At 71.4% G+C, this 25109-nt stretch carries 22 protein-coding genes and 1 pseudogene; 17 read left to right on the top strand and 6 right to left on the bottom strand.

The genetic code is table 11. The features are described from left to right. The first annotated feature begins 134 nt into the window (after positions 1-134). From ACZ41I_RS25545 to ACZ41I_RS25535, 3 genes are all read left to right on the top strand, one after another. A complete protein-coding gene (locus ACZ41I_RS25545; RefSeq protein WP_363218403.1) occupies positions 135-1061 on the top strand; it encodes a proline dehydrogenase family protein in 927 nt (308 codons plus the stop codon). A 48-nt stretch (positions 1062-1109) separates the two neighbouring features. Further along, positions 1110-2741: an L-glutamate gamma-semialdehyde dehydrogenase gene (gene pruA / locus ACZ41I_RS25540; RefSeq protein WP_468515119.1), complete on the top strand. Its 1632-nt coding sequence runs from the start codon at positions 1110-1112 to the stop codon at positions 2739-2741. Positions 2742-2842: 101 nt separating this feature from the next. After that, the gene (locus ACZ41I_RS25535) at positions 2843-3385 is read left to right on the top strand and encodes a GNAT family N-acetyltransferase (protein WP_363218405.1); all 543 of its coding nucleotides are present in this window, start codon (positions 2843-2845) and stop codon (positions 3383-3385) included. Positions 3386-3392: 7 nt separating this feature from the next. On the opposite strand, the gene ACZ41I_RS25530 is transcribed toward ACZ41I_RS25535, so the two are convergent. After that, positions 3393-4385, bottom strand: a complete 993-nt coding sequence (locus ACZ41I_RS25530; RefSeq protein WP_468515118.1) for a zinc-binding dehydrogenase — start codon at positions 4383-4385, stop codon at positions 3393-3395. A gap of 102 nt (positions 4386-4487) precedes the next feature. On the opposite strand from ACZ41I_RS25530, the gene ACZ41I_RS25525 reads away from it, so the two are divergent. From ACZ41I_RS25525 to ACZ41I_RS25510, 4 genes are all read left to right on the top strand, one after another. After that, on the top strand, positions 4488-5396 hold the full coding sequence (locus tag ACZ41I_RS25525; protein ID WP_468515117.1) for a LysR family transcriptional regulator: 909 nt from the start codon (positions 4488-4490) through the stop codon (positions 5394-5396). 221 nt (positions 5397-5617) lie between these two features. After that, positions 5618-5749, top strand: coding sequence for a hypothetical protein (locus ACZ41I_RS25520; protein WP_385839785.1), 132 nt, complete (start codon positions 5618-5620; stop codon positions 5747-5749). A 97-nt stretch (positions 5750-5846) separates the two neighbouring features. Continuing rightward, positions 5847-6890, top strand: coding sequence for a 3-isopropylmalate dehydrogenase (locus tag ACZ41I_RS25515; protein WP_399770662.1), 1044 nt, complete (start codon positions 5847-5849; stop codon positions 6888-6890). A gap of 241 nt (positions 6891-7131) precedes the next feature. Continuing rightward, positions 7132-8220 (top strand): branched-chain amino acid aminotransferase, encoded by a 1089-nt coding sequence (locus tag ACZ41I_RS25510; protein WP_399770664.1) that lies wholly within the window; start codon positions 7132-7134, stop codon positions 8218-8220. Here the strand turns inward: ACZ41I_RS25510 and ACZ41I_RS25505 are convergent. Continuing rightward, positions 8217-9713, bottom strand: coding sequence for a cytosine permease (locus ACZ41I_RS25505; protein ID WP_468515116.1), 1497 nt, complete (start codon positions 9711-9713; stop codon positions 8217-8219). The two genes, ACZ41I_RS25510 and ACZ41I_RS25505, sit on opposite strands and share 4 nt — an antisense overlap. Before the next feature lie 143 nt (positions 9714-9856). Here ACZ41I_RS25505 and ureA point away from each other — a divergent pair, with 143 nt between their 5' ends. From ureA to ACZ41I_RS25470, 7 genes are all read left to right on the top strand, one after another. Further along, a complete protein-coding gene (ureA, locus tag ACZ41I_RS25500) occupies positions 9857-10555 on the top strand; it encodes an urease subunit gamma (protein ID WP_399770668.1) in 699 nt (232 codons plus the stop codon). Continuing rightward, positions 10552-12276, top strand: a complete 1725-nt coding sequence (locus tag ACZ41I_RS25495; RefSeq protein WP_399770671.1) for an urease subunit alpha — start codon at positions 10552-10554, stop codon at positions 12274-12276. The genes ureA and ACZ41I_RS25495 overlap by 4 nt, the downstream gene beginning before the upstream one ends. A gap of 8 nt (positions 12277-12284) precedes the next feature. Continuing rightward, on the top strand, positions 12285-13322 hold the full coding sequence (locus ACZ41I_RS25490) for an agmatine/peptidylarginine deiminase (protein ID WP_399770673.1): 1038 nt from the start codon (positions 12285-12287) through the stop codon (positions 13320-13322). A gap of 19 nt (positions 13323-13341) precedes the next feature. Then, positions 13342-13953, top strand: coding sequence for a TetR/AcrR family transcriptional regulator (locus tag ACZ41I_RS25485; protein WP_399770675.1), 612 nt, complete (start codon positions 13342-13344; stop codon positions 13951-13953). Positions 13954-13991: 38 nt separating this feature from the next. After that, positions 13992-15293 carry an MFS transporter gene (locus tag ACZ41I_RS25480; protein WP_363218415.1) on the top strand — a complete coding sequence of 434 codons (1302 nt, stop codon included), beginning with the start codon at positions 13992-13994 and terminating at the stop codon, positions 15291-15293. Positions 15294-15578: 285 nt separating this feature from the next. After that, positions 15579-17189, top strand: coding sequence for a citramalate synthase (cimA, locus tag ACZ41I_RS25475; protein WP_363218416.1), 1611 nt, complete (start codon positions 15579-15581; stop codon positions 17187-17189). 13 nt (positions 17190-17202) lie between these two features. After that, the gene (locus tag ACZ41I_RS25470; RefSeq protein ID WP_468322345.1) at positions 17203-17628 is read left to right on the top strand and encodes a VOC family protein; all 426 of its coding nucleotides are present in this window, start codon (positions 17203-17205) and stop codon (positions 17626-17628) included. Positions 17629-17707: 79 nt separating this feature from the next. Here ACZ41I_RS25470 and ACZ41I_RS25465 read toward each other — a convergent pair whose 3' ends face one another. After that, on the bottom strand, positions 17708-18310 hold the full coding sequence (locus ACZ41I_RS25465; protein WP_468322348.1) for a GOLPH3/VPS74 family protein: 603 nt from the start codon (positions 18308-18310) through the stop codon (positions 17708-17710). A gap of 159 nt (positions 18311-18469) precedes the next feature. Here ACZ41I_RS25465 and ACZ41I_RS25460 point away from each other — a divergent pair, with 159 nt between their 5' ends. Together ACZ41I_RS25460 and ACZ41I_RS25455 are read left to right on the top strand one after the other, a co-directional pair. After that, the gene (locus ACZ41I_RS25460; protein ID WP_468515115.1) at positions 18470-21484 is read left to right on the top strand and encodes a glycoside hydrolase family 3 protein; all 3015 of its coding nucleotides are present in this window, start codon (positions 18470-18472) and stop codon (positions 21482-21484) included. Between the two features lie 47 nt (positions 21485-21531). Next, entirely contained in the window at positions 21532-22890 is a 1359-nt protein-coding gene (locus ACZ41I_RS25455) for a hypothetical protein (RefSeq protein ID WP_468515114.1), read from the top strand. 185 nt (positions 22891-23075) lie between these two features. On the opposite strand, the gene ACZ41I_RS25450 is transcribed toward ACZ41I_RS25455, so the two are convergent. Then, positions 23076-23189 (bottom strand): DUF397 domain-containing protein, encoded by a 114-nt coding sequence (locus ACZ41I_RS25450; protein ID WP_468515113.1) that lies wholly within the window; start codon positions 23187-23189, stop codon positions 23076-23078. Positions 23190-23227: 38 nt separating this feature from the next. On the opposite strand from ACZ41I_RS25450, the pseudogene ACZ41I_RS25445 reads away from it, so the two are divergent. After that, positions 23228-23573, top strand: a pseudogene (locus ACZ41I_RS25445) (ATP-binding protein); the annotation flags it as partial. Positions 23574-23845: 272 nt separating this feature from the next. Here the strand turns inward: ACZ41I_RS25445 and ACZ41I_RS25440 are convergent. Then, positions 23846-24121 carry a hypothetical protein gene (locus tag ACZ41I_RS25440; protein WP_363218424.1) on the bottom strand — a complete coding sequence of 92 codons (276 nt, stop codon included), beginning with the start codon at positions 24119-24121 and terminating at the stop codon, positions 23846-23848. Between the two features lie 259 nt (positions 24122-24380). Next, the gene (locus ACZ41I_RS25435) at positions 24381-24989 is read right to left on the bottom strand and encodes a YceI family protein (protein ID WP_468322360.1); all 609 of its coding nucleotides are present in this window, start codon (positions 24987-24989) and stop codon (positions 24381-24383) included. Positions 24990-25109 lie beyond the last annotated feature (120 nt).

Below are 25109 nucleotides of genomic sequence, written 5' to 3'. Positions count from 1 at the left end.
ATCCAGTGCACGGATGCGTGACAGCTGTCGATGGCCGACGATCGGAGAGATCCTTAGGTTTCACGGTGGTTCTCCGCGCCGTACCCGAATCGTCGGGTGATGGCCGTATTGGTGCTTGTTTGTGGAGGTGCCCCGTGCTGGGTCCCGTGATTCTCGCCGCGTCGCGCAGCGACCGGATGCGACGCCTGATCTCGGCGGCCCCGGTGACCAAGCAGGTCGTCGACCGCTTCATCCCCGGCGAGACCGTCGACGACATCGTGCCGATCATCAAGGACCTGACGGCCAAGGGCCTGGAGCTGACGATGGACGTCGTCGGCGAGGACATCACCACCCCCGAGCAGGCCACCCACGCCCGCGATGCCTACCTGGCGCTGATCGACCACCTCAAGGAGCTGGAGCTCGGCGAGAAGGTCGAGATGTCGGTCAAGCTGTCCATGTTCGGCCAGGCGCTGGAGGGTGGCCACGAGCTGGCCCTCGCGAACGTCCGCCCGGTCGTCGAGGCCGCCGCCGCCATCGGGACGACCGTGACCCTCGACGCCGAGGACCACACCACCCTCGACTCGATGTTCGCCATCCACGAGGAGCTGCGGAAGGACTTCCCGCAGACCGGCTGCGTCATCCAGGCCTACCTGTTCCGCACCGAGGCCGACGCCCGCCGTCTCGCCGCCGCCGGCAGCCGCGTCCGCCTGGTCAAGGGCGCCTACAAGGAGCCTGCCGAGGTCGCTTACCAGCAGAAGCACGAGATCGACAAGGCCTACGTCCGTATCCTGAAGACGCTGATGGAGGGCGAGGGCTACCCGATGATCGGGTCGCACGACCCGCGTCTGATCGCCATCGCCCAGGAGCTGGCCCACAAGGCCGGCCGCAAGCTCGACGAGTACGAGTTCCAGATGCTGTACGGCATCCGCAGTGAGGAGCACCTGCGGCTGGCCGCCGAGGGCCACCGCATGCGCGTCTACACCGCCTACGGCACCGACTGGTACGGCTACTTCATGCGCCGTCTCGCGGAGAAGCCCGCCAACCTGCGGTTCTTCCTCCGCTCGATGGTCAGCAAGGGCTGAGCCCCCCTACGCCCCGACACCCGCTCACGTACAAGGAGTCCGGATCTCATGGACGCTGTGACCCAGGTCCCCACCCCCGTCAACGAGCCGGTGCACGGCTACGCCCCCGGCTCGCCCGAGCGCGCCCGGCTGGAGGCCAAGCTCAAGGAGCTGGCCGAGAACCCGATCGACCTGCCGATGACCATCGGCGGGGAGAAGCGGATGGGCGGCGGTGAGCCGTTCCAGGTGGTGCAGCCGCACAACCACAAGGCCGTCATCGGCACCCTGCGGCACGCCACCCAGCAGGACGCGAAGGACGCCATCGACGCGGCCCTCGCCGCCGCGCCGGCCTGGCGCGCGATGTCCTTCGACGACCGTGCCGCGATCATCCTGCGCGCCGCCGAGCTGCTGGCCGGCCCGTGGCGCGAGACGATCGCCGCCTCCACCATGCTGGGCCAGTCGAAGACCGCCCAGCAGGCCGAGATCGACACGCCCTGCGAGCTGGTCGACTTCTGGCGGTTCAACGTCCACTACGCCCGCCAGATCATCGCCGAGCAGCCCCCGGCGAACTCCCCGGGCGTGTGGAACCGCCTCGACCACCGCCCGCTGGAGGGCTTCGTCTACGCGATCACGCCGTTCAACTTCAGCGCCATCGCGGGCAACCTGCCGACGGCCCCCGCGCTGATGGGCAACGTCGTCGTCTGGAAGCCGTCCCCGACCCAGACCCACGCCGCCGTCCTGCTCATGCAGCTGCTGGAGGAGGCGGGCCTGCCCAAGGGCGTCATCAACCTCGTCACCGGTGACGGCATCGAGGTCTCCAAGGTCGCTCTTGAGCACCGCGACCTGGCCGGCATCCACTTCACCGGCTCGACCAAGACCTTCCAGTACCTGTGGAAGACGGTCGGCGCCAACATCGAGAAGTACCGCTCCTACCCGCGTCTGGTCGGCGAGACCGGCGGCAAGGACTTCCTGGTCGCCCACCCGAGCGCCGACCGCGCGGTCCTGAAGACCGCCCTGACCCGCGGTGCCTTCGAGTACCAGGGCCAGAAGTGCAGCGCCACCTCCCGGGCGTACATCCCGGCGTCGATCTGGAACTCCGGCTTCCGGGAGGAGTTCGCGGCCGAGGTCGACTACCTGACCATGGGTGACGTCACCGACCTGTCGAACTTCATCGGCGCCGTGATCGACGACCGTGCCTTCGCCAAGAACAAGGCCGCGATCGACCGTGCGAAGTCCGACCCGACCTGCGAGATCATCGCGGGCGGCAGCTACGACGACTCGGTCGGCTACTTCGTCCGCCCGACGGTGATCGTCTCCACCGACCCGGAGAACGAGGTCTTCCGCACGGAGTACTTCGGCCCGGTCCTCGGCGTCTACGTCTACGAGGACGACAAGTACGACGAGATGCTGGAGCAGATGGAGTCGGTGTCGGACTACGCCCTGACCGGCTCGGTGATCTCCAACGACCGCGCCGCCGCTGCCTACACGATGGAGAAGCTCCGCTTCGCCGCGGGCAACTTCTACATCAACGACAAGTCGACCGGCGCCGTCGTCGGCCAGCAGCCCTTCGGCGGCGGCCGCGCCTCCGGCACCAACGACAAGGCCGGCGCCCCGCAGAACCTCCTGCGCTGGACCCTGACCCGCGCCATCAAGGAGACCCTGGTCCCGCCGACCGACTACGCCTACCCGCACATGGGCTGACCCTCAGCCCCCTGACCACGGGCCGGGAAGCCTGCCACCGAGCAGACTTCCCGGCCCGTTTCCATCCCGGCGCTCACACCGGCCGAGCGATAATGCGGGTCATGGCCGTCCGACAGCGTCTCGTCCACACCGCCGATCTCGGCGCCGCCGAACTCGCCGCCGCCCGTGCCCTGTTGGACGAGGCGTTCGACGGGGACTTCTCCGACGAGGACTGGGATCACGGGTGCGGCGGCCTGCATGCGCTCGTCCACGACGACACCGGGCTCGCCGCGCACGGATCCGTCGTGATGCGGCGCATCCGGCATCGGGGACGCTGGCTGCGTACCGGGTACGTCGAGGCCGTCGCCGTACGGCCGGACGTGCGGCGCACCGGGCTCGGCGGGCGGGTGATGGGGGAGCTGGAGCGGGTGATCGGCCGGGCCTACGACCTCGGTGCGCTCGCCGCGAGCGACGAGGGAGCCCTGCTGTACGCGGCGCGGGGCTGGCAGCGGTGGGGCGGGCAGGTGCACGCCCTCTCGCCGGATGGCGGGATCGTACGGCTGCCGGAGGAGGAAGGGGCCGTCCATCTGTGGCCCGGGCTCGCCGGGCCGGTCGAGCCCGGTGCCGAGCTGGTCTTCGACTGGCGCGACGGCGACGTGACCTGACGGATCGTCATGCGGCGCGGACAAGGATCTTGCCCGTGTTGCCGCCGCGCAGCATCAGCAGGAACGCCTCCACGATCCGTTCGAACCCGTCCACGACCGTCTCGTCCGGCGCCAGCGCCCCGCTGCGCAGATGCGGTACGGCGAAGTCGTACAACTCCTCCTGCGCGTCCCGGTGGTCGCTCACCAGAAAGCCCTCGATGCGCAGGCTCTTCTCCACCACGTCCGCGTGGTCGAAGAGGACGGGCGGGGCATCGGGGGTGTTGTACTGGCTGATCGTGCCGACCCGCACCACCCGGCCCCGCCTGCGCAGCGCGCCGATCGCCGCGCCGAGGTGGTCGCCGCCCACGTTGTCCACGAAGACGTCGATGCCCGTGGGGGCGGCTTCGGCGAGCAGCTCGCGGACCGGTGCCGTGCGGTAGTCGAAGGCGGTGTCGTAACCGACCTGTTCCGTCAGGTACGCCACCTTCTCCGGGCTGCCCGCGCTGCCGATCACGCGGCCGGCGCCGAGCAGCCGGGCGAAGCGGCCGGCCGCCGTGCCGACCCCGCCCGCCGCCCCGGAGACGAACACGTCCTCCCCCTCGCGCAGCCGGGCGATCCGGGTCAGGGCGATGTACGCCGTCAGGCCGGTGCCGCCCAGCACGCTCAGGTACGCCGTCAGCGGCACGCCCGGGTGGTGCGGGAGCCGGCGGACCTCCTCGGGGCTCACCACGGCGTGGGTGCGCCAGCCCTGGCGGTGGAAGAGGATCTCGCCCTCCGGCAGGGCCGGGGTGCGGGAGGCCACCACCCGGCCCAGTGCGCGGCCCTCCAGCGGGGCGTGCAGCGGGAAGTCGCCGTCCATCATCTCGCGGTGGTACGGGTCCACCGACCAGTAGAGGTTCTCCACAAGCGCCGTACCGGGCGCCGGTTCGGGCACCGGGGACTCGGCGAAGCGGAAGTGGTCCGCGGTCGGGAAGCCGGTGGGGCGGGCGGTCTGCTGCACGGTGAGCGCGATCTCGGTCATGGAGGGGACGGTAGGGAGGAATGCCGGGGGTGGGCAGAGGGTTGGGCTCATGGAACGCACCGATCCATGAGTCGGCCTCATATGTGCAGGTGGGAGCCCCGAGTGACATCAGTCGACCTTGCCCCGCAGGAGCTGAGGATCCTGGTCGCCGTGGCCGACGAGGGCGGGTTCTCCGCCGCGGCCGCCCGGCTCGGGGCCACTCAGTCCGCCGTCTCCCACGCCGTGCGGGGGATCGAGCGGAAGCTGGGCGCGGTGCTGTTCGAGCGCGGGCGGTTCGGCGCGCGGCCGACGCCGGCGGGGGAGCGGGCCGCGGCCCATGCGCGGCGGGTGCTGCGCATGCTCCAGGTGCTGGCCGCGGACGTCCGCGACGCGGGCACCGGCGAGGTCTGCGGGCCGCTGCGGATCGCCGCCTTCCGCAGCGCGGCCCTGCATCTGCTGCCGCCCGCCCTGGAACGGCTCACCGCGCAGCACCCCGGCATCGAGGTGACCGTCACCGTCGTCCGTGAACTGGGCGCCGGCACGGCGGGCGAGGTCGCCGCCGGACGGGCCGATCTCGGGATCGCCACCCTGAGCGGGCCGCCGCCGGCCGGACTGGTCGGCGGGGTGCTGCTTCGGGAGCCGTACTCCCTGGTCCATCCGGCCGGGCATCCGGATCCTCGCGCGCTGCCGCTCGTCGACTGGGCGGAGAACTGCGGCTCCTGCACCCGTGCCTGGTGGGCCGCCCAGGACTGGATCCCGGCGGCGACCGTCAACGCCGAGGACGACGGCGCGGTGCTGTCCATGGTGGGCAGCGGGCTCGGCATGGCGATCATGCCCGCGCTCTCCCTCACCGGGGCGCCGCCCGCCGTGGAGATCACCGACCTGGGGCCGGACCGGCCCCACCGCTGCGTCGGCTACGTCACGACGCGGGAACTGGCCGGCACCACCGCCGTACGGGCCCTGATCCGCACCCTTCGGGCCCTCGGCGCGGCGTCACCCGAACGCGGGAAGGCCCAGCTCAGAGCGGTGTGAGCCGGTCCACCGTCTCAGATAGTAGGAAGTCCGAGTAATTGTGCAGACAGGAACGGGCCGCTCCCTTAATTTTGTAGGAGCCGAACGTCTCGCTCGATCCAGCGAATGGCGGTCGTGAGCCGGGCCCCGTACAGGCAACCCCTGTGGCCGTCGCTCCCCGCCTCTCCGGCGTCTCCCTGTCCCTGTGCGTCCTCCACGTTTGTCGAAGGAGACGATTTCCCATGGCCGAGACGACCGTCCGCCGCCGAGTCCGCCACGTGTCCCACGCGAGCGAGTCCGACCGCAAGAACGCCGCCGCCGCCCTCCAGCGCGCCCTCGACCGCCGCGACAACGGCGGCGAGACGGGCCACTGAGTCCCGCCCGCCGGTTCCACCGCGGAACACACCCGTCCGGGTGTCCGCATGGTGGAAGGGTCATGTCAGTACCTGGGACGAGGAGTAGGGTGCCCGCATGTCTCGCAGCATCAATCTCGCAGTGATCCCGGGTGACGGCATCGGCCAGGAGGTCGTGTCCGAAGGTCTCAAGGTCCTCTCCGCCGTCCTGCCGCAGGATGTGAAGCTGGAGACCAAGGAGTACGACTTCGGCGCCCAGCGCTACCACGCCACCGGTGAGACCCTCACCGACGCCGACCTCGACGCGCTGAAGCAGCACGACGCCATCCTGCTCGGCGCCATCGGCGACCCGTCGGTGCCGTCCGGCGTCCTGGAGCGCGGCTTCCTACTCAAGCTCCGCTTCGCCTTCGACCACCACGTCAACCTGCGGCCGTCGAAGCTCCTGCCCGGCGTCGCCACCCCGCTCGCCGGCCAGCCGGAGATCGACTTCGTCGTCGTCCGCGAGGGCACCGAGGGCCCGTACACCGGCAACGGCGGCACCATCCGCAAGGGCACCGAGCACGAGGTCGCCACCGAGGTGTCCGTCAACACGGCCTTCGGTGTCGAGCGGGTGGTCCGCGACGCCTTCGCCCGCGCCCAGGCCCGTCCGCGCAAGAAGCTCACGCTGGTCCACAAGAACAACGTGCTGACCTTCGCCGGGCATCTGTGGACGGACATCTTCAACAAGGTGGCCCAGGAGTTCCCCGAGGTCACCACCGACTACCTCCACGTCGACGCGGCCACGATCTTCCTGGTCACCGACCCGGGCCGGTTCGACGTCATCGTCACCGACAACCTCTTCGGCGACATCATCACCGACCTCGCCGCGGCCGTCTCCGGCGGCATCGGCGTGGCCGCCAGCGGGAACATCAACCCGTCCGGCGAGTTCCCCTCGATGTTCGAGCCCGTGCACGGCTCGGCCCCGGACATCGCCGGCCAGGGCAAGGCCGACCCCACCGCCACGGTGCTGTCCGTCGCCCTGCTGCTGCGCCACCTCGGCTACGACTCCGAGGCGGACCGCATCGACGCCGCCGTCGCCGCCGACCTCACCGAGCGCGCCGGGCTGGCTGCCCGCAGCACCTCGCAGATCGGCGACGCGCTGGCCGTACGAGTAGCCGGCTGACCCGCGCCACTCCTCGAAGCCGCCGGGTCGCATCCGCACCCGGCGGCTTTTCGTGTGCCTCGCCGGGTGCCACCATCAACCCTTGGGTCGCTTTCACCCCCGTTCCGTCGGCCGCAGCCCCCGCGCGATAATCGAACGCGGAGCCGCGGTATGAGGGAATGCTCGGACGTCCTAGAACTGGCCACCGGCCGTGTACGGGGCGTATAAGCGGCCCGTCACTACAACCGGTGAAGGACAACACATGACGACGCCCACGATCGAGCTCAAGCCCTCCGCCAGCCCCCTCGCCGCCGCCGAGCGCGAGGCGATCCTGGCCGACCCCGGGTTCGGCCGCCACTTCACCGACCACATGGTGACGATCAAGTGGACCGAGGGGCGCGGCTGGCACGACGCCCAGCTCGTCCCGTACGGCCCGATCTCCCTCGACCCCTCCACCCACGTCCTGCACTACGGCCAGGAGATCTTCGAGGGACTGAAGGCCTACCGCCAGCCCGACGGCTCGATCGCGTTGTTCCGCCCCGAGGCGAACGCCCGCCGCTTCCGCAACTCCGCCCGCCGCATGGCCATGGCCGAGCTGCCCGAGGACCTGTTCATCGCCGCGCTGGACGCGCTGCTCAGCCAGGACGCCGACTGGGTCCCGCCGCACGGCGGCGAGCAGTCCCTGTACCTGCGCCCGTTCATGTTCGCCACGGAGGCCGCGCTCGGCGTGCACCCGGCGAACGAGTACCTGTTCATGCTCATCGCCTCGCCCTCCGGCGCCTACTTCGCCGGTGGCGTCAAGCCGGTCACCATCTGGGTCTCCGAGGACCACGTCCGTGCCGTCCCCGGCGGCACCGGTGACGCCAAGACCGGCGGCAACTACGCCGCCTCGCTGCTCCCGCAGGCCGAGGCCGCCGCGCACGGCTGCGACCAGGTCGTCTACCTCGACGCGGTCACCCGCACCAAGGTCGAGGAGAGCGGCAGCATGAACGTCGCCTTCGTCTACGGCGACCGGATCGTCACCCCTGAGCTGACCGGTTCGATCCTGGAGGGCATCACCCGCGACTCCCTGCTCCAGGTCGCCCGCGACCTCGGCTACACCGCCGAGGAGGGCGTGGTCACCCTCCAGCAGTGGCGCGAGGACGCGGCCTCCGGCGCGCTCACCGAGGTCTTCGCCTGCGGCACCGCCGCCGTGGTCACGCCCATCGGTCACGTCAAGACCAAGACGGACTCCTGGAGCCACGGCGACGGCACGCCTGGTCCCGTCACCGTCCGCCTTCGTGAGGCCCTGCTGGGCATCCAGCGGGGTATGACGGAGGACAAGCACGGGTGGATGCACCGGATCGGTTAAGCGCGCGATTCGTATGGCTGCGAAGGGGCGTCGGGCGTCTGCGGGTCGGTCGTGGTCGATCGCCCCCCGCGGCGGAGCCGCACATCGATGCGGCCCCGCGCCCCTTCGGGGCGCTGCTCAGCCGGCGTCAGCAGCAAGTACACCGCTCCTCCCACCGCGCCCGACAGCAGGAAGCTGCAGTCCACCCCGCCGGTCAGGCGCAGCAGCGGGCCCTGGTACGTCGGCAGGGACACCGCCAGCAGACCGGTCCCGGCGCCCAGGACCCAGGAGACGGTCGCGCGTACGTTCCAGCCCGCCCGGAACCAGTAGATCCCGCCGCGCGAACGGCGGTTGAAGACCTGCAGGGCGTCGGCGTCGTACACACCGCGACAGCGGGCGAAGCCGATGAGGGTGATGACGGCCCACGGGGTGCCGAGGGCGGTGAGCAGCAGCACGAAGGACGTCATCGCGGACTGCGCGTTCCAGGCGTAGTGGCCGGTGAAGACACAGACGGTGGCGACCACGGCGACCGTGTAGGTGGCGCGGGCGCGGGAGGCCTTCGGCAGGATCGCGTCCAGGTCCAGGCCCATGGAGTACAGCATCAGACCGGCGTTGCCGACCGAGCCGGCGGACGCCGACAGCAGCAGCGGGATCAGATACCAGGTGGGGGAGGCCACCACCAGCGGTCCCGCGTAGTCGGTGGCCGCGTGGGCCGCGTACGCCGTGAAGGTGCCGAACAGCTGCGGCACCAGCAGGCCGAGGACCAGCCCGAGCCAGGTGGCGTGCAGCACCCGGCGGCTGGAGTGCCGCCGCGGCGAGATGTAGCGGGTGTAGTCGCCGAGCAGGGTGATGAAGGCGATGGGACCGGACAGGCCCGCGGCCACCGCCGCCAGGAACCAGGTCGGCCAGAACGAGCCGAGCAGACAGCCGCCCGCGTCGGGCAGCGCCGCGGTGGTGAAGTGCGGGGCGTAGGCGACGATCCCGAGGACCAGCAGGGCGGTCATGCCGACGGCGAGGACGCGGGACATGGCGAGCAGCACCCGGTAGCCGTACACCGCGCCCGCGACGGTCGCCGCCGCGAGCACCGCGTAGACGAGGGCGTACGACACCCCGTCCGCCGGCACCCCGAACAGCCGGCCGAGCACGCTCAGCATCACATCGCCGCCGATCCACACGGTCAGCGCGGTGTAGCCGAGGGCGAGCAGCAGACCGACCACCGAGCCGACCAGCCGGCCCCGGACGCCGAACTGCGCGCCGGAGGAGGTGGACAGGTTGGTGGCGGTGCGCAGGGAGATGAGGGCGAGCGGGGCGGTGACGGCCGTACCGACCACCGTTCCCGCCACGATCGCGCTCACCGACGCCCACCAGCCGAGCCCGAAGGACGGCGGCAGCCACCCGAAGATGATCACCCCGAGGCAGAGGTTGGAGCCGAGCAGGATCGAGACGAGGTCGCGCGGACCGCTGGTCCGCTCCTCGTCAGGGATGGTGTCGACTCCGCGCTGTTCTATGGGCATGGCCGGTCTCCTTCGACTACCGCCAGAGGGTTAGAGCGACGTTCAATGTCCGTGAAGCCTCGCCGTCAGTCAATGCTTCTGTTTCAAGAAGTCTGTGTTTAGAGTGGTGCTCTAATCTGGTGATGGCAAGGAGGTGCCGCGACGTGAGACTCACTCCCACGGAACGTGACCGGCTGCTGCTCTTCGGAGCCGCCGAGCTCGCCCGGGCCCGCCGGGCGCGCGGCCTCAGGCTGAACGTGCCGGAGGCGACCGCGCTGATCGCGGACACCGTCTGCGAGGCGGCCCGGGACGGCAGGCGGCTCGCCGAGGCCATCGAGGCGGCCCGGTCCGTGCTCGGGCCCGAGGACGTGCTGCCGGGCGTCGCCGACGTCGTCACCGAGGTGATGGTCGAGGCCGTCTTCGACGACGGCTCCCGGCTCGCGGTGGTCTCCGACCCCATCGGCGGCGGTCTCGGCGAGCGGGCGCCGGGCGCGCTGCTGCCCGGACCCCAGCACGCCGACCCCGCGCCGGCCGTCCGGCTCACGGTCACCAACACCGCGACCGTGCCGGTCTCCGTCACCTCCCACTTCCACTTCTTCGAGGCCAACCCGCGCCTGGACTTCGACCGCGCCGCCGCCTACGGCATGCGGCTCGCCGTACCCGCCGGCTCGTCCGTGCGGTTCGGGCCGGGCGAGAGCGAGGAGGTCGGTCTCGTCCCCATCGGCGGCGACCGGATCGCGATCGGCTTCGCCGGGCTGGTCGACGGGCCGCTGGACGCGCCCGGCGCGAAGGACGAGGCCCTGCGCAGGGCCGCCGCATGCGGATACCTCGGAGTGACGACGGACGGAGGCGAGAAGCGATGAGCCGCTCGAAGGGACGAGAGGTGAGCCGGGCGATCCACATCGACCCGCACGCCTACGCAGCCACCCACGGGCCCCGCGCCGGAGACCGCATCCGCCTCGGCGACTCGGGCCTGACCGTCCGCGTCGAGTCCGACTCCCAGCGCTACGGCGACGAGTTCCTGGCCGGCTTCGGCAAGACCGCCCGTGACGGACTGCACCTCAAGGCCGCCGCCGTCCGCGCGACCTGTGACGTCGTGATCAGCAACGTCGTCGTGATCGACGCGGCGCAGGGCATCCGGAAGGTCTCCATCGGCATCCGGGAAGGCCGGATCTGCGCCATCGGACGCGCCGGCAACCCCGACACCCTCGACGGCGTCGACGTGGTCGTCGGCACCGGCACCTCCATCGTGTCCGGCGAGGGGCTCATCGCCACCGCGGGGGCCGTCGACACGCACGTCCATCTGCTGTCGCCGCGCATCATGGAGGCCTCCCTCGCCTCCGGCGTCACCACGATCATCGGGCAGGAGTTCGGCCCGGTGTGGGGCGTCGGCGTCAACTCGCCCTGGGCGCTGCGCCACGCCTTCAACGCCTTCGACGCCTGGCCGGTCAACATCGGCTTCCTGGGCCGGGGTTCGTCCTCCCAGGACGCGCCCCTGATCGAGGCGCTGGCCGAAGGGGGCGCCTCCGGCTTCAAGGTGCACGAGGACATGGGCGCCCACACCCGCGCACTGGACACCGCGCTGCGGGTCGCCGAGGAGCACGACGTCCAGGTCGCCCTGCACAGCGACGGCCTGAACGAGTGCCTGTCGGTCGAGGACACCCTGAAGGTGCTGGAGGGCCGCACCATCCACGCCTTCCACATCGAGGGCTGCGGCGGCGGACATGTGCCCAACGTGCTCAAGATGGCCGGCGTCCCGAACGTCATCGGCTCCTCCACCAACCCGACCCTGCCCTTCGGCCGGGACGCGGTCGCCGAGCACTACGGCATGATCGTCTCCGTCCACGACCTCAAGCCCGACCTGCCCGGCGACGCCGCCATGGCCCGCGACCGCATCCGGGCCGGCACGATGGGCGCCGAGGACGTGCTGCACGACCTGGGCGCGATCGGCATCACCTCCTCCGACGCCCAGGGCATGGGCCGCGCCGGCGAGACGGTCCGCCGTACGTTCGCCATGGCCGGCAAGATGAAGGCCGAGCTGGGCCCGCTGGAGGGCGACGGCGAGGGCGACGACAACGCCCGCGTCCTGCGCTACCTGGCCAAGCTGACCATCAACCCGGCCATCGCCCACGGCCTTTCGCACGAGGTCGGCTCGATCGAGGTCGGCAAGCTCGCCGACATCGTGCTGTGGCGGCCCGAGTACTTCGGCGCCAAGCCGCAGCTCGTCCTCAAGTCCGGCTTCCCGGCCTACGGCGTGGTCGGCGACCCCAACGCGGCCACCGACACCTGCGAACCCCTGGTGCTGGGCCCGCAGTTCGGCTCGTACGGCGCAACGGCCGCCGACATCTCCGTCGCGTTCGTCGCCCAGGCGGCCGTCGACCAGGGGGGCGACACGATGCCCACCCGGCGGCGCCGGGTCGCCGTGCGCGGCACCCGGGGCATCGGCCCCGCCGACCTGCGGCTGAACGCCCGTATCGGAGCCGTCGACGTCGACCGGCGCACCGGTCTGGTCACCCTCGACGGCGACCCGCTGCGCTCCGAGCCCGCCGACTCCGTCTCCCTCAACCGCCTGTACTTCCTCTAAGGATCACCATGTCTGCTGCCGCCGACGGCTTCCGCATGCCCGCCGAGTGGACCCCGCACGAGCGCACCTGGATGGCGTGGCCGGGCCCCAACCCCACCTTCGACGACCCGGACGACCTGGCCGCCTCCCGCGCCGCCTGGGCCTCGGTGGCCCGCGCGATCCGCCGCTTCGAGCCCGTGACCGTGGTCTGCGGTTCCGGCCAGTCGGCCGAGGCGCAGGCGCTGCTCGGCCCGGACATCGACACCGTCGAGCGGGACCTGGACGACGCCTGGATGCGGGACATCGGGCCCACCTTCCTCACCAACGGCAAGGGCGAACTGGCCGCCGTGGACTGGACGTTCAACGGCTGGGGCGCACAGGACTGGGCCCGCTGGGAGCACGACTCCAAGATCGCCGCGTATGTCTCCGATCTCGCGGGCGCCAAGACGTACGCCTCGAAGCTGGTCAACGAGGGCGGCGCGATCCACGTCGACGGCGAGGGCACGGTCCTGCTGACGGAGACGGTCCAGCTGGGGCCCGAGCGCAACCCGCACTGGACGAAGGAACAGGTCGAGGCGGAGATCCACGCCCACCTCGGCACCAGCAAGGCGATCTGGCTGCCGCGCGGTCTGACGGGTGACTATCCGCCGTACGGCTTCGGCACCCTCGGCCACGTGGACATCGTCGCCGCTTTCGCCCGCCCCGGCGTGGTGGTCGCCCACCACCAGCCGGACCCCGCCCACCCCGACCACGAGGTCACCAAGGAGGTCATCGGCCTCCTGAAGTCGGCGACCGACGCGCGCGGCCGCCGCCTGGAGGTCGTCGAGGTCCCCGCCCCGACCGTCCTGGAGGCCGACGGCCACTGGGCCGACTACTCCTACATCAACCACTACATCTGCAACGGCGGCGTCGTGCTGTGCGGCTTCGACGACCCGCGCGACGAGATCGCGGCCGGGATCTTCCGCCGCCTGTTCCCCGAGCGGACGGTCACCCTGGTGGACGCGCGTACGATCTTTGCGGGTGGGGGCGGCATCCACTGCATCACCCAGCAGCAGCCGAAGGTCTGAGCACGGAGGAGAGTCAGGGATGGCCGGTGCGGCGCGGGCGCGGAAGAACGCGCCGCCGCGCGAGGAGGTTCTCGCCGCCGCGATGGACATGATCGCCGAGCGCGGTCTGGAGAAGCTCACCATGGCGGCCCTCGGCCGTGAGGTCGGGATGAGCAGCGGCCATCTCCTGTACTACTTCCGCTCCAAGGACGAGCTGCTGCTGCAGACCCTGGAGTGGAGCGAGGGCCGGCTGGGCGCGGCACGGGGCCGCCTCCTCACCGGCCCCGCAACCGCCCGGGAGCGCCTGTCCGCCTACGTCGACCTGTACGTCCCCGACGGCCACCGGGACCCGCACTGGACCCTGTGGCTGGAGGTCTGGAACCGTTCGCAGAACGCCGACGACGACGCGCGGGCCCGGCAGGCCGCGATCGAGGGCGCCTGGCACCGCGACCTGGTCGCGCTGATCGCCGAGGGGATCTCGCGGGGAGAGTTCCGGCGGGTGGACGCGGACCGCTTCGCGGCGCGGTTGCGTGCGCTGCTCGACGGGTTCTCCATCCATGTCGCCATCGGGCTGCGCGGCACCGACCGTGACCAAGTGCTGGCGCACGTACGGGATTTCATCGCCGACTCCCTGTTGATGCCCGCCGGGTAAAGGAATCCTTTCCTCCGTCGCCGGGCAAGTAACGGCCCATGGGACGACAACACTGGAAGAAGATCTGGGTCGGTTCGGCGGGCAACATGGTCGAGTGGTTCGACTGGTTCGTGTACGCGAGCTTCGCCACCTACTTCGCCGGCGCGTTCTTCCCGAGCGGCAACCCCACCGCCCAACTCATGAACACCGCCGGCATCTTCGCCGTCGGATTCTTCATGCGGCCCGTGGGCGGCTGGCTGCTCGGCAGGGTCGGCGACCGCAAGGGCCGCAAGGCGGCGCTGACGCTGACCGTCACGCTGATGTCGGCGTCGGCGATCCTCATCGCCGTCGCCCCCACCTACGCGGTCGCCGGCTACGGGGGCGCGTTCGTGCTGCTCGTCGCCCGCCTGCTGCAGGGCCTGTCGGTGGGCGGCGAGTACGCGGCCAGCGCCACCTATCTGACGGAGGCCTCGGACCCGAAGCGGCGCGGATTCGCCTCCAGCTTCCAGTACGTGTCCATGACCGCCGGCCAGATCGTCGGCCTCGGCCTGCAGATCGTCCTGCAGCGGACCATGTCCGACAGCGCCCTGCACAGCTACGGCTGGCGCATCCCGTTCGTCGTCGGTGCGCTCGGCGCCGCCGTCATCTTCTATCTGCGGCGCAGCATGCTGGAGACCGAGGTGTACGAGGCGGACGACTCGGGCGCCGAGGAGCGCGGCACGCTGCGCGCGCTGTGGGCGCACAAGCGGGAGGCGTTCCTGGTCATCGCCCTCACCATGGGCGGCACGGTCGCCTACTACACGTACACCACCTATCTGACCAAGTACCTCTCCAACTCCGCCGGACTGTCCAAGCAGACCGCCACACTGGTCTCCTTCACCGCGCTGATCGTCTTCGCCGCGCTCCAGCCCCTCGCCGGCGCCCTCTCCGACCGGATCGGCCGGCGCCCGCTGCTGATCACCTTCGCGGTCGGCTCCACCCTCCTCACCGTGCCGATCATGACCCTGCTCAAGCACGCGGGCAGCTTCTGGCCGGCGCTCGGGCTGGCCCTGCTCGCACTGGTCGTCGTCACCGGCTACACCTCGATCAACGCCTGTGTGAAGGCCGAACTGTTCCCGACCGGTGTCCGCGCACTCGGCGTGGCCCTGCCGTACGCCGTCGCCAACGCCCTCTTCGGCGGCACCGCGGAATACATCGCCCTGTGGTTCAAGAAGGCCGGGATCGAGTCCGGCTTCTACTGGTACGTGGCGGGTTGCGCCGCCGTGTCGCTGGTGGTGTACGTCACCATGCGCGAGACCAAGGACCTCGACCTCGCCCGGGCGAGGGACCGTGCGGATTCCAGTCTGACGACCGCATCCTGAGACGCTCGGTGAGCCGGGGGCGGTGCTGTGCCAGACTGCCCCCGTGCTCTCGCTCGCCATGATTATGGGCAGCAGGCGCGCCGGTCCGCAGTGACCACCTCGTACGACCAGGTGCGGGTGGCCACCGTCGTCCTCGACCCGCGCGCAGACCTCTCGCACCCGCGAGGGGTTTTTTCGTTTTCCGGCCCACCTTCAGCCGGGAGCGCAGCGCGAGGGACCATTGGGGGGACGGTGGAGCCGGTCATTCCGGTAAGACCGAAGATTCACAACAGGAGCCTTGAGACCATGACCGAGACGGCAACCAGCGAGCTCGACGACTCGTTCCACGTCTTCGACACCACGCTGCGCGACGGCGCGCAGCGCGAGGGCATCAACCTCACCGTCGCGGACAAGCTCGCCATCGCACGGCACCTGGACGACTTCGGCGTGGGCTTCATCGAGGGCGGCTGGCCCGGCGCGAACCCGCGCGACACCGAGTTCTTCGCCCGGGCACAGGCGGAGATCGACTTCAAGCACGCCCAGCTGGTCGCCTTCGGCGCCACCCGCCGCGCCGGCGCCAAGGCCGCCGACGACCCGCAGGTCAAGGCCCTGCTGGAGTCCGGCGCCCCGGTGATCACCCTGGTCGCCAAGTCGCACGACCGGCACGTGGAGCTGGCGCTGCGCACCACCCTGGACGAGAACCTGGACATGGTCCGCGACACCGTGTCGTACCTGAAGGACCAGGGCCGCCGGGTGTTCGTGGACTGCGAGCACTTCTTCGACGGCTACCGCGCCAACCCCGAGTACGCCAAGGCCGTCGTCCGTGCGGCCGCCGAGGCCGGCGCCGACGTCGTCATCCTCTGCGACACCAACGGCGGCATGCTCCCCGCTCAGATCCACGCCGTCGTCTCCACCGTCCTCGCCGACACCGGCGCCCGGCTCGGCATCCACGCCCAGGACGACACCGGCTGCGCGGTCGCCAACACCCTCGCCGCCGTCGACGCGGGCGCCACCCACGTGCAGTGCACGGCCAACGGCTACGGCGAGCGCGTCGGCAACGCCAACCTCTTCCCGGTCGTCGCCGCCCTGGAGCTGAAGTACGGCAAGAAGGTGCTGCCCGACGGCAAGCTCCGCGAGACCACCCGGATCTCGCACGCCATCGCCGAGGTCGTCAACCTCACGCCGTCCACCCACCAGCCGTACGTCGGGGTCTCCGCCTTCGCCCACAAGGCCGGCCTGCACGCCTCCGCGATCAAGGTCGATCCGGACCTGTACCAGCACATCGACCCCGAGCTGGTCGGCAACACCATGCGCATGCTGGTCTCCGACATGGCCGGCCGCGCCTCGATCGAGCTGAAGGGCAAGGAGCTCGGCATCGACCTGGGCGGCGACCGGGCGCTGGTCGGCCGGGTGGTCGAGCGCGTGAAGGAGCGCGAGCTCAAGGGCTACACCTACGAGGCGGCGGACGCGAGCTTCGAGCTGCTGCTGCGGGCCGAGGTCGAGGGCCGCCCGCTGAAGTACTTCGACGTGGAGTCCTGGCGGGCCATCGTCGAGGACCGCCCCGACGGCACCCACGCCAATGAGGCCACGGTGAAGCTGTGGGCCAAGAGCGAGCGGATCGTCGCCACGGCGGAGGGCAACGGCCCCGTCAACGCCCTCGACCGCGCGCTGCGCGTGGCCCTGGAGAAGATCTACCCGCAGCTCGCCAAGCTGGACCTGGTCGACTACAAGGTCCGCATCCTGGAGGGCAAGCACGGCACCTCCTCCACGACCCGTGTGCTGATCTCCACCTCGGACGGCTCCGGCGAGTGGTCCACGGTCGGCGTGGGCGAGAACGTCATCGCCGCCTCCTGGCAGGCCCTGGAGGACGCGTACACGTACGGGCTGCTGCGGGCGGGCGTGGAGCCGGCGGAGTAGTCACAGTGGAGGCATGACCGCAGACAACGCCGATGTGCTGTCCCGGGCCCGCGTGGCCACCCGGCTGCCCGCCGGGGACCTGGAGCGGGCCCGGCGCTTCTACGCCGACAAGCTCGGCCTCGAACCCGTCGACGAACGCCCCGGCGGGCTGCTGTATCGGTGCGGCGGGATCGACTTCGTGGTGTTCCGTTCCACCGGAGTCGCGCCCGGCACCTTCACCCAGATGGCCTTCGAGGTGGACGACCTGGAGGCGGTCGTGGCGGAGCTGCGGCGGCGCGGGGTCGTGTTCGAGGACGTGGACGCGCCCGGCTTCCGCACCCGGGACGGCATCGCCGAGATCGAGGGCAACTACCCGAGCAAGGGTGCGCGCGGGGAGCGGGCCGCCTGGTTCCGGGACAGCGAGGGCAACCTGATGGGCATCGGCCAGCCGGTCTTCTGAGGCTCAACCGGTGCCTTGTGGGGCTCAGCCGGTCTTCCGAGGCTCCACCGTTCTTGAGGTCCAGCCCCTCTTCCGAGGCTCAGGGCGCCCGCCAGATGTTGTCGAAGGCCACGTTCTCGATGCGGCGCCGTTCACGCACGGCCTCCAGCTCGGTCACCGCGTCGCCGACCGCCACCAGGACGGCGACGACCGCCTCGTCGCCGGGCTCCTCCTCGGGCGGGCGCTCGCCCTGGATGCCCAAGGTGGAGGCGAGCCCGGCCAGGACGGGTTCGTGGGACCACCACCGGTCGGCCGCGTGCCGGCGGGCAGGGGTGTCGGCCTGCGGGTCGTCCCGGTCGCGCAGTGCGAGCCGGCGCCGGCGTTTCCCGGTGAGCTGCCCCTCGGACTCCAGCACGTCGCGATAGGCCACGGCCAGCCCCTCCCCCCGGCGCCACAGCCAGTCCTCGACCGTCTCGTAGGGCTCCCCGCGCACCAGCGCCGCCCCGGCCTCGTCCAGCATCCGGTCCCCCGTGGTCAGCACCGGACCGGGCACGATGCGCTCACCGTCCAGGACGAGAGCCCGCGCGCCGAGCAGATCGATCAGCTCGGCCCCCGCGAGCGCCAGCGACAGATCACCCTGCTCGACGGGCTGCTCGCCGGGCACGTCGAGACTGACGAGGAACAGATCCTGCGGTGTGGTCATAGCCCTACCATGGGCCGCGGAGCCCGGAAGCGCAGCACGGCGACCGCCTTTTTCCGCCACGGGATGTCTGACGTGGCGTCTTGACGGCTCTGTGGGCCCTTAGTTAACTCACGGCGTGATCTAAGCCATGAGTGAACCGCGAGAGCCGAGGGAAGGTCTATGCCGAGAACCGCCCTGCTCGTCTCCGGGGCCTTGCTCGCCGCCCTGTTGCCCCTGTCCGCCGTCGCCCACGCCGCCGACGACCCCGCCCCGGTCCCCGTCGACCGCTTCGAGGGCGAAGTCCCCTTCGCCTCCCAGCCCGCCGACGGCATCTTCACCTGGGGGAGCGACGCCGACGACCCGCCCGCCCTCCACCTCACCGACCGCGCCGACGCCCCCGAAGGCGCCAAGGTCCTCACCGGCACCTACGACATCAGCGGCTACGGCGGCTTCACGCACGACTTCGCCGCCGACCGGCCCGCCCACGACTGGTCCCCGTACCAGGGCATCCGCTTCTGGTGGGACGGCCACGGCAACGGCAGGAAGATCGCCTTCGAGATCAAGGACGGCGGCGCGAACGGCGAGGCCTCGGAACTCTGGACGACCTCCTTCACCGACGACTTCACCGGCTGGAAGCGGATCGAGATCCCCTTCACCGATTTCCAGTACCGCACCGACTACCAGCCCGTCGGCGGCATCGACCACGTGCTCGGCCTGACCCGTATGTGGGGGTACGCCGTCACACTCCCGCCCGGCACCAAGGGCGACTTCGCCATGGACGACGTGGAGGTGTACGGCAGGGCCGACCAGTCGCTGCGCGCCTTTGTCGGCACCGACGCGCCCGTCCAACCGGTCGAGGAGGGCGGCACCGCCCAGGTGAAGGTCACCCTGACCACGACCGGCGACCGACCCGTCGACGCCCCCGTGACGGTCGCGTACACCACACAGGGCGGCACCGCCACCGCCGGCCAGGACTACACCCCGGTCTCCGGCACCCTCACCTTCCCGGCCGGCACCGCCTCGGGCACGGCACGGACCATCGAGGTGTCCACCCGCAGGGACCGGGCCGCCGAACCCGCCGAGACCGTCCCGCTGAAGCTCACGGTCACCGGCGCCGAAGCCCCCGCCGAGACCCCGCAGATCGTCATCGACGCACACGGACTGCCGTACCTGGACGCCACGTTGCCCGTGCGCAAGCGCGTCGCCGACCTGCTCTCCCGGATGTCCCTGGAGGAGAAGGCCGGGCAGATGACACAGGCCGAGCGCGGGGCCGTCGGCGGCGGTGGCGACATCGCGACGTACGCCCTCGGCTCGCTGCTCTCCGGCGGCGGCTCCACACCCACGCCCAACACCCCCGAGGCCTGGGCCCGGATGATCGACGGCTTCCAGCTCCGGGCCCGGGCGACACGCTTCCAGGTCCCCCTGATCTACGGCGTCGACGCGGTCCACGGCCACAACAACCTGACCGGCGCCACGATCATGCCGCACAACATCGGTCTCGGCGCCACCCGGGACCCCCAGCTCGCCGAAAGGACGGGCGAGGTGACGGCCGCCGAGGTCCGCGCCACCGGCGTCCCCTGGGACTTCGCGCCCTGCCTGTGCGTGAGCCGTGACGAACGCTGGGGGCGCGCCTACGAGTCCTTCGGCGAGGACCCGGCCCTCGTGCAGTCCATGGAGACCATCGTCCAGGGCCTCCAGGGCCGCGCCGACGGACGCGACCTGAGCCGGAACGACAAGGTGCTCGCAACCGCCAAGCACTTCGCCGGCGACGGCGGCACCGCATACGGCTCCTCCACCACCGGCACCTACACGATCGACCAGGGCGTCACCACCGTCACCCGGCAGCAGCTGGAGGACATCCACCTGGCGCCGTACAGGACCGCCGTGGAGCGGGGCATCGGCACGGTCATGCCGTCGTACTCCTCCCTCGACATCGCAGGAGACGGCCGGGGCCCGGTGAAGATGCACGCCCGCGGCGACATGATCAACGGGGTGCTCAAGGACCGGATGGGCTTCGCCGGCTTCGTCATCAGCGACTGGAACGCCATCGACCAGCTGCCCGGCGACTACCCGACCCACGTCCGCACCGCCGTGAACGCGGGCGTCGACATGATGATGGTGCCGTACTCCTACAAGGACTTCAGCACCACGCTCGCCGACGAGGTGAGGGCCGGACGGATCAGCGAGAAGCGGATCGACGACGCCGTCTCCCGCATCCTCACCGAGAAGTTCGAGCTCGGCCTCTTCGAGCACCCGTACGCCGACACCAGCGGCGCCGCCGCCATCGGCTCCCGGGCCCACCGGGAGGTCGCCCGCCGGGCCGCCGCCGAGTCGCAGGTGCTGCTGAAGAACGGGGGCGGGCTGCTGCCGCTGAAGAAGAGCGAGAAGGTGTACGTCGCCGGGTCCAACGCCGACGACATCGGCAACCAGACCGGCGGCTGGACCCTCACCTGGCAGGGCGCCTCCGGGAACACCGTCCCCGGCACGACCGTTCTCCAGGGCCTGCGCGGGGCGGGCGGGAACGTCACCTACTCGAAGGACGCCTCCGCTCCGACGGACGGCTACGACGTGGGCGTGGTCGTCGTCGGCGAGACCCCGTACGCCGAGGGCGTCGGCGACGTCGGCAACGGCCACGATCTCCGGCTCTCCGCCGCCGACCGGGCCGCCGTCGACAAGGTCTGCGCGGCCATGAAGTGCGCGGTGCTGATCGTCTCCGGACGCCCGCAGCTCGTCGGCGACCGGCTGGACGAGATCGACGCCCTGGTCGCCTCCTGGCTGCCCGGCACCGAGGGCGAGGGCGTCGCCGACGTCCTCTACGGCAAGCGCCCCTTCACCGGACAGCTGCCGGTCACCTGGCCCCGCTCGGAGGACCAGCTGCCGATCAACGTGGGCGATGCGTCGTACGACCCGCAGTTCCCCTACGGCTGGGGCCTGACCACCCTCACCCCGGTCCCGAAGGGCGGCACGGCCACCCTGCGCGACCTCGCCGCCCGGGCCGCGGCGGCCGAGCGGCACGGCGACGACCGGACCGGACGCGCGCTGGTCACCCGGGCCCGGCTGCTCGTCCAGCAGAAGACGGGCGGCCACCTCACGCAGGCGGTGTCGGGGCCCTTCGCCGACGCCGACCACCTGCTGCTGACCGGCCGGTACGGAAAGGCGGTGGAGAAGCTGACGGAGGCATACCGGGCCGCGTGACGGCGCACCTGTGTCCGGTTATGGGAGGCTTCGGGTAGCTTCGAAGCATGAAGGCCGTCCTGCGGACCCGAAGCCTCCCGGCACTGTTGCTGGCCGCCCTCGCCCTGATCATGGCGACGCTGTTCGCGCCCGCGGCGAGCGCGCAGACCGGCGTCTCCACGATCGCCCAGGCCCTGCGCAAGGGCCCGGTCTACGTCGATCCGGCCGCCTCCGCCCAGCTGTCGAAGGCGGACGCCGACGCGCTCGCGAAACGCATCAAGGACGCGAACAAACCGCTGTTCATCGCGGTGCTCCCCGCCGACTACCCGACGGCGAACCTGTTCGCCCGGCTCCGCACGGCCACCGGCATCACCGGCCTGTACGGCATCCGCCTCGGCGACCGCTTCGACGCCCGCGCCGACGCCTCGGTCATGTCTGCGACGGCCCGGCAGAACCTGGTGACGAGCGTCCAGGGCGAGCCGGCCAAGGCCCAGCTCACCGACTTCACCGACCGAGCCCTGGCCAACATGGGCGGCCACGCCCCGAAGAGCTGGGGCGGCTCGGGCGGCGGAGGCGGCGGTGCGTCGAGCGCGGTCCTGATCGGCGTCGCCGCGGTGGTGGTGGCGGGCGGTGCGGGCGCGTACGCGCTGGTCCGCCGTAACCGCCGACGCCGCGAGGAAGAACAGCGGGCCGCCCTCGACCGTCTCCGGGTGGTGGTGGACGAGGACATCACCGCCTTCGGCGAGGAACTGGACCGCCTCGACTTCCAGCCGGCCGAGCCCGGCGCCGACGACGCGATGCGCGCCGACTACGAGCACGCCCTCGATGCCTACGACACCGCCAAACAACGCATGGCGCAGGCGAGCCGCCCGGAGGACGTCCGCGCGGTCACCGAGGCCCTGGAGGACGGCCGCTTCTCCCTGGCCCGGCTGGCCGCCCGCCGCGAGGGCCGCCCCCTGCCCGAGCGCCGCCCGCCCTGCTTCTTCGACCCCCGGCACGGCCCCTCGGTCACCGACGCCACCTGGACCCCGCCCGGCGGCGCCCCGCGCCAGGTCCCCGTCTGCGCCGCCGACGCCACCCGGCTGGCCGACGGCCGCGACCCCGTCATCCGCGAGGTCGACACCGACTACGGCCGCCGCCCCTACTGGGACGCGGGCCCCGCCTACGGCCCCTGGGCCGGCGGTTACTTCGGCGGCGGCCTCCTCCCGGGCCTCCTCGTCGGCACCCTGCTCGGCAGCATGATGGCCACACCCTCGTACGCCGCCGACTACGGCACCGGGTACGGCGACTTCGGCGGCGGCGGATACGAGGGCGGCGACGTCTCCGGCACCGACTTCGACCCCGGCGACTTCGGCGGCGGCTTCGGTGACGGAGGCGGCTTCGACGGCGGGGGCGACGGGGGAGGGGACTTCGGCGGCGGCTTCTGAGCGGTCACCTCGCGTGACGCCGGACGATCTTCCGCCGGGTGGCGTACCGCTCCCCGGCGGCATGCCACCAGCCCGGCGGCGAGGCCCCGACCACACCGCGCTCACGCAGTCGACCGAGCAGGCTCCGCACGGGGTTCGGCTGCCCCGGCACGTTCTCGTACGAGGCGATGGGGACCCATTCCGTTTCAGCGGGCGATGCCGTCAAGGAACTCGCTCCAGGTGGCGGGGGAGAGGGTGAGGGTGGGGCCGGTGGGAATCTTGGAGTCGCGGATGTGGACGGTGGAGGCGGAGGCGGCCACTTCGAGGCAGTCGCCCGCCCTCGTTGCTGCTGCAGCTGGACTTGAACCATGCCATTGCTGCGGTGCAGGGCAACGCCCTCGTCCACGGCGCCCCCCGGCCGCGGCTTCCTCCTCGGGCTGACCCTGCACGACGACGGCGTCCTCCGCGTGGAGGTGCACGACAGCGGCCCGGGCGAGGTCCGCACCCCGGAGACGTCCCCGGACGCGGAACACGGCCGGGGCCTGCTGCTCGTCGCGGCGTTGGCGGACAAATGGGGGGTGGGGGAGCGGAACCCGGGCAAGGTCGTGTGGTGTGAGTTCCACTCGTTGCCCGGCCGCGCGCCGACCGGTCAGGTGATCGCCGGCATCGTCCCGTCGGGGAGCGCGCAGGCCTCGCCGGCGTAGGGGCGTGAAACGATCTGTCCGCCGGCGGCCGTGCAGTCGTCTCTGGAGATGTTCGGGGACGAGGCGGCCCCGGCGCTGACAGCCCCGACGGCGCTCACGCCGGCAAGGGTCACCGCGGCCAGGGCGAGGCCCAGGATCCTTCGCACGCGCATGACTTCCTCCTCTCGGGCGCCTTCGTTCGGCTTCCGGGAAGGACAGGTCTCAGGACGACGGCGCCCTCCTCCTCAGCATGGGCGCTCCGCAGGGGGCCCGCGAGACGAGGCCGGGCACCGCTAGCGCGGTTCGTGGGCCGCCGCCCGGCAGGCGCCGGTCGCGGCGCCGCCCGCCACTCCGGCCCCGGTCAGCCCGGTCACACAGCCTTGCAGGTCACCGACCACGCCACGGCCGCAGGCCGCTGTGACGGCGTCGGAATCGGTGGCACCGGCCAGTTGGGCCATCTGTGTGCAGGCGGGGATGTCCGCCCGGACCGCGGGCGCGGCGAGGACCGCACCGCCGAGGGTGAGGGTCAGACCGGTGAGGGCACCGGCGATACGGGTCGAGGTGCGCACGGGAGGCACCTGCCTTCCAGGTTGGCGCGTCACGGCCGCCTGGCGACGCTCGGTGAGTGGTGCCCCGGCCGGCGGGCTCACGGACCGACCGCACGCGGGACATCGTCGCCAGGCCGAAGGAGAGGGGGCCGGACCGGACGGCACGCACTCGGCCCTGCACTCGCGGGCCCCTCACTCCAGCGTCGCATCCTTTTCTCCGCCCGTCCTGGGCACCCGGGGGCGCTGGGGAACCGCTGGTGCGCTCCCCGTTCCCCGCGTCTCACGCCTGCTTGACGGCCGAGATGTCGAAGACCAGCTTGATCTTGTCGGAGACCAGGACGCCGCCGGTCTCCAGGGCCGCGTTCCAGGTCAGGCCCCACTCGGAGCGCAGGATCTCGGCCTTGCCCTCGAAGCCGACGCGCTCGTTGCCGAAGGGGTCCTGGGCGGAGCCGTTGAACTCCAGGTCGATGGTGAGCGGCTTGGTCACGCCGAGCAGGGAGAGGTCGCCGGTGATGCGGTAGTCGTCGCCGCCCAGAGCCTCCGCCTTGGTGGAGCGGAAGGACATCACCGGGAACTCGTCGGTCTTGAAGAAGTCGGACGACTTCAGGTGTCCGTCGCGGTCGGCGTTGCCGGTGTCGATGCTGTCCATCGTGATGTCGAGCGTGGCGGTGGACCTGCTGGGGTCCGCCCCGTCCAGGTGCAGTGTGCCGGTGACGTCGTGGAAGCTGCCCTTGACGTTGGTGACCATGGCGTGCCGGGCGACGAAACCGATCGTGGTGTGGGTCGGGTCGATCGCGTAGTCACCGGTCAGCGCGGCGAGGTCGGGGCCCGCGGCGGCCGGCGCGGCGGTGGTCGCGGGGGTGCTGTCCTTGCGGCTGAAGAAGCCCATGTCGTGCTCCAGGAAGTGTCGGAATGGGATATCGAAGGGGATGTTGAACGTTGAACAAACCGCTCGCCTTCGACGGTAGACCCATTTAGTTCGACTTTCAACCTCATCCGTGCTGTGTGT

The sequence above is a fragment of the Streptomyces sp. NPDC030799 genome, from assembly GCF_055572255.1.
Note: the sequence above shows the minus strand (reverse complement) of the source record. Positions and strands in the feature narration are given on the sequence as shown.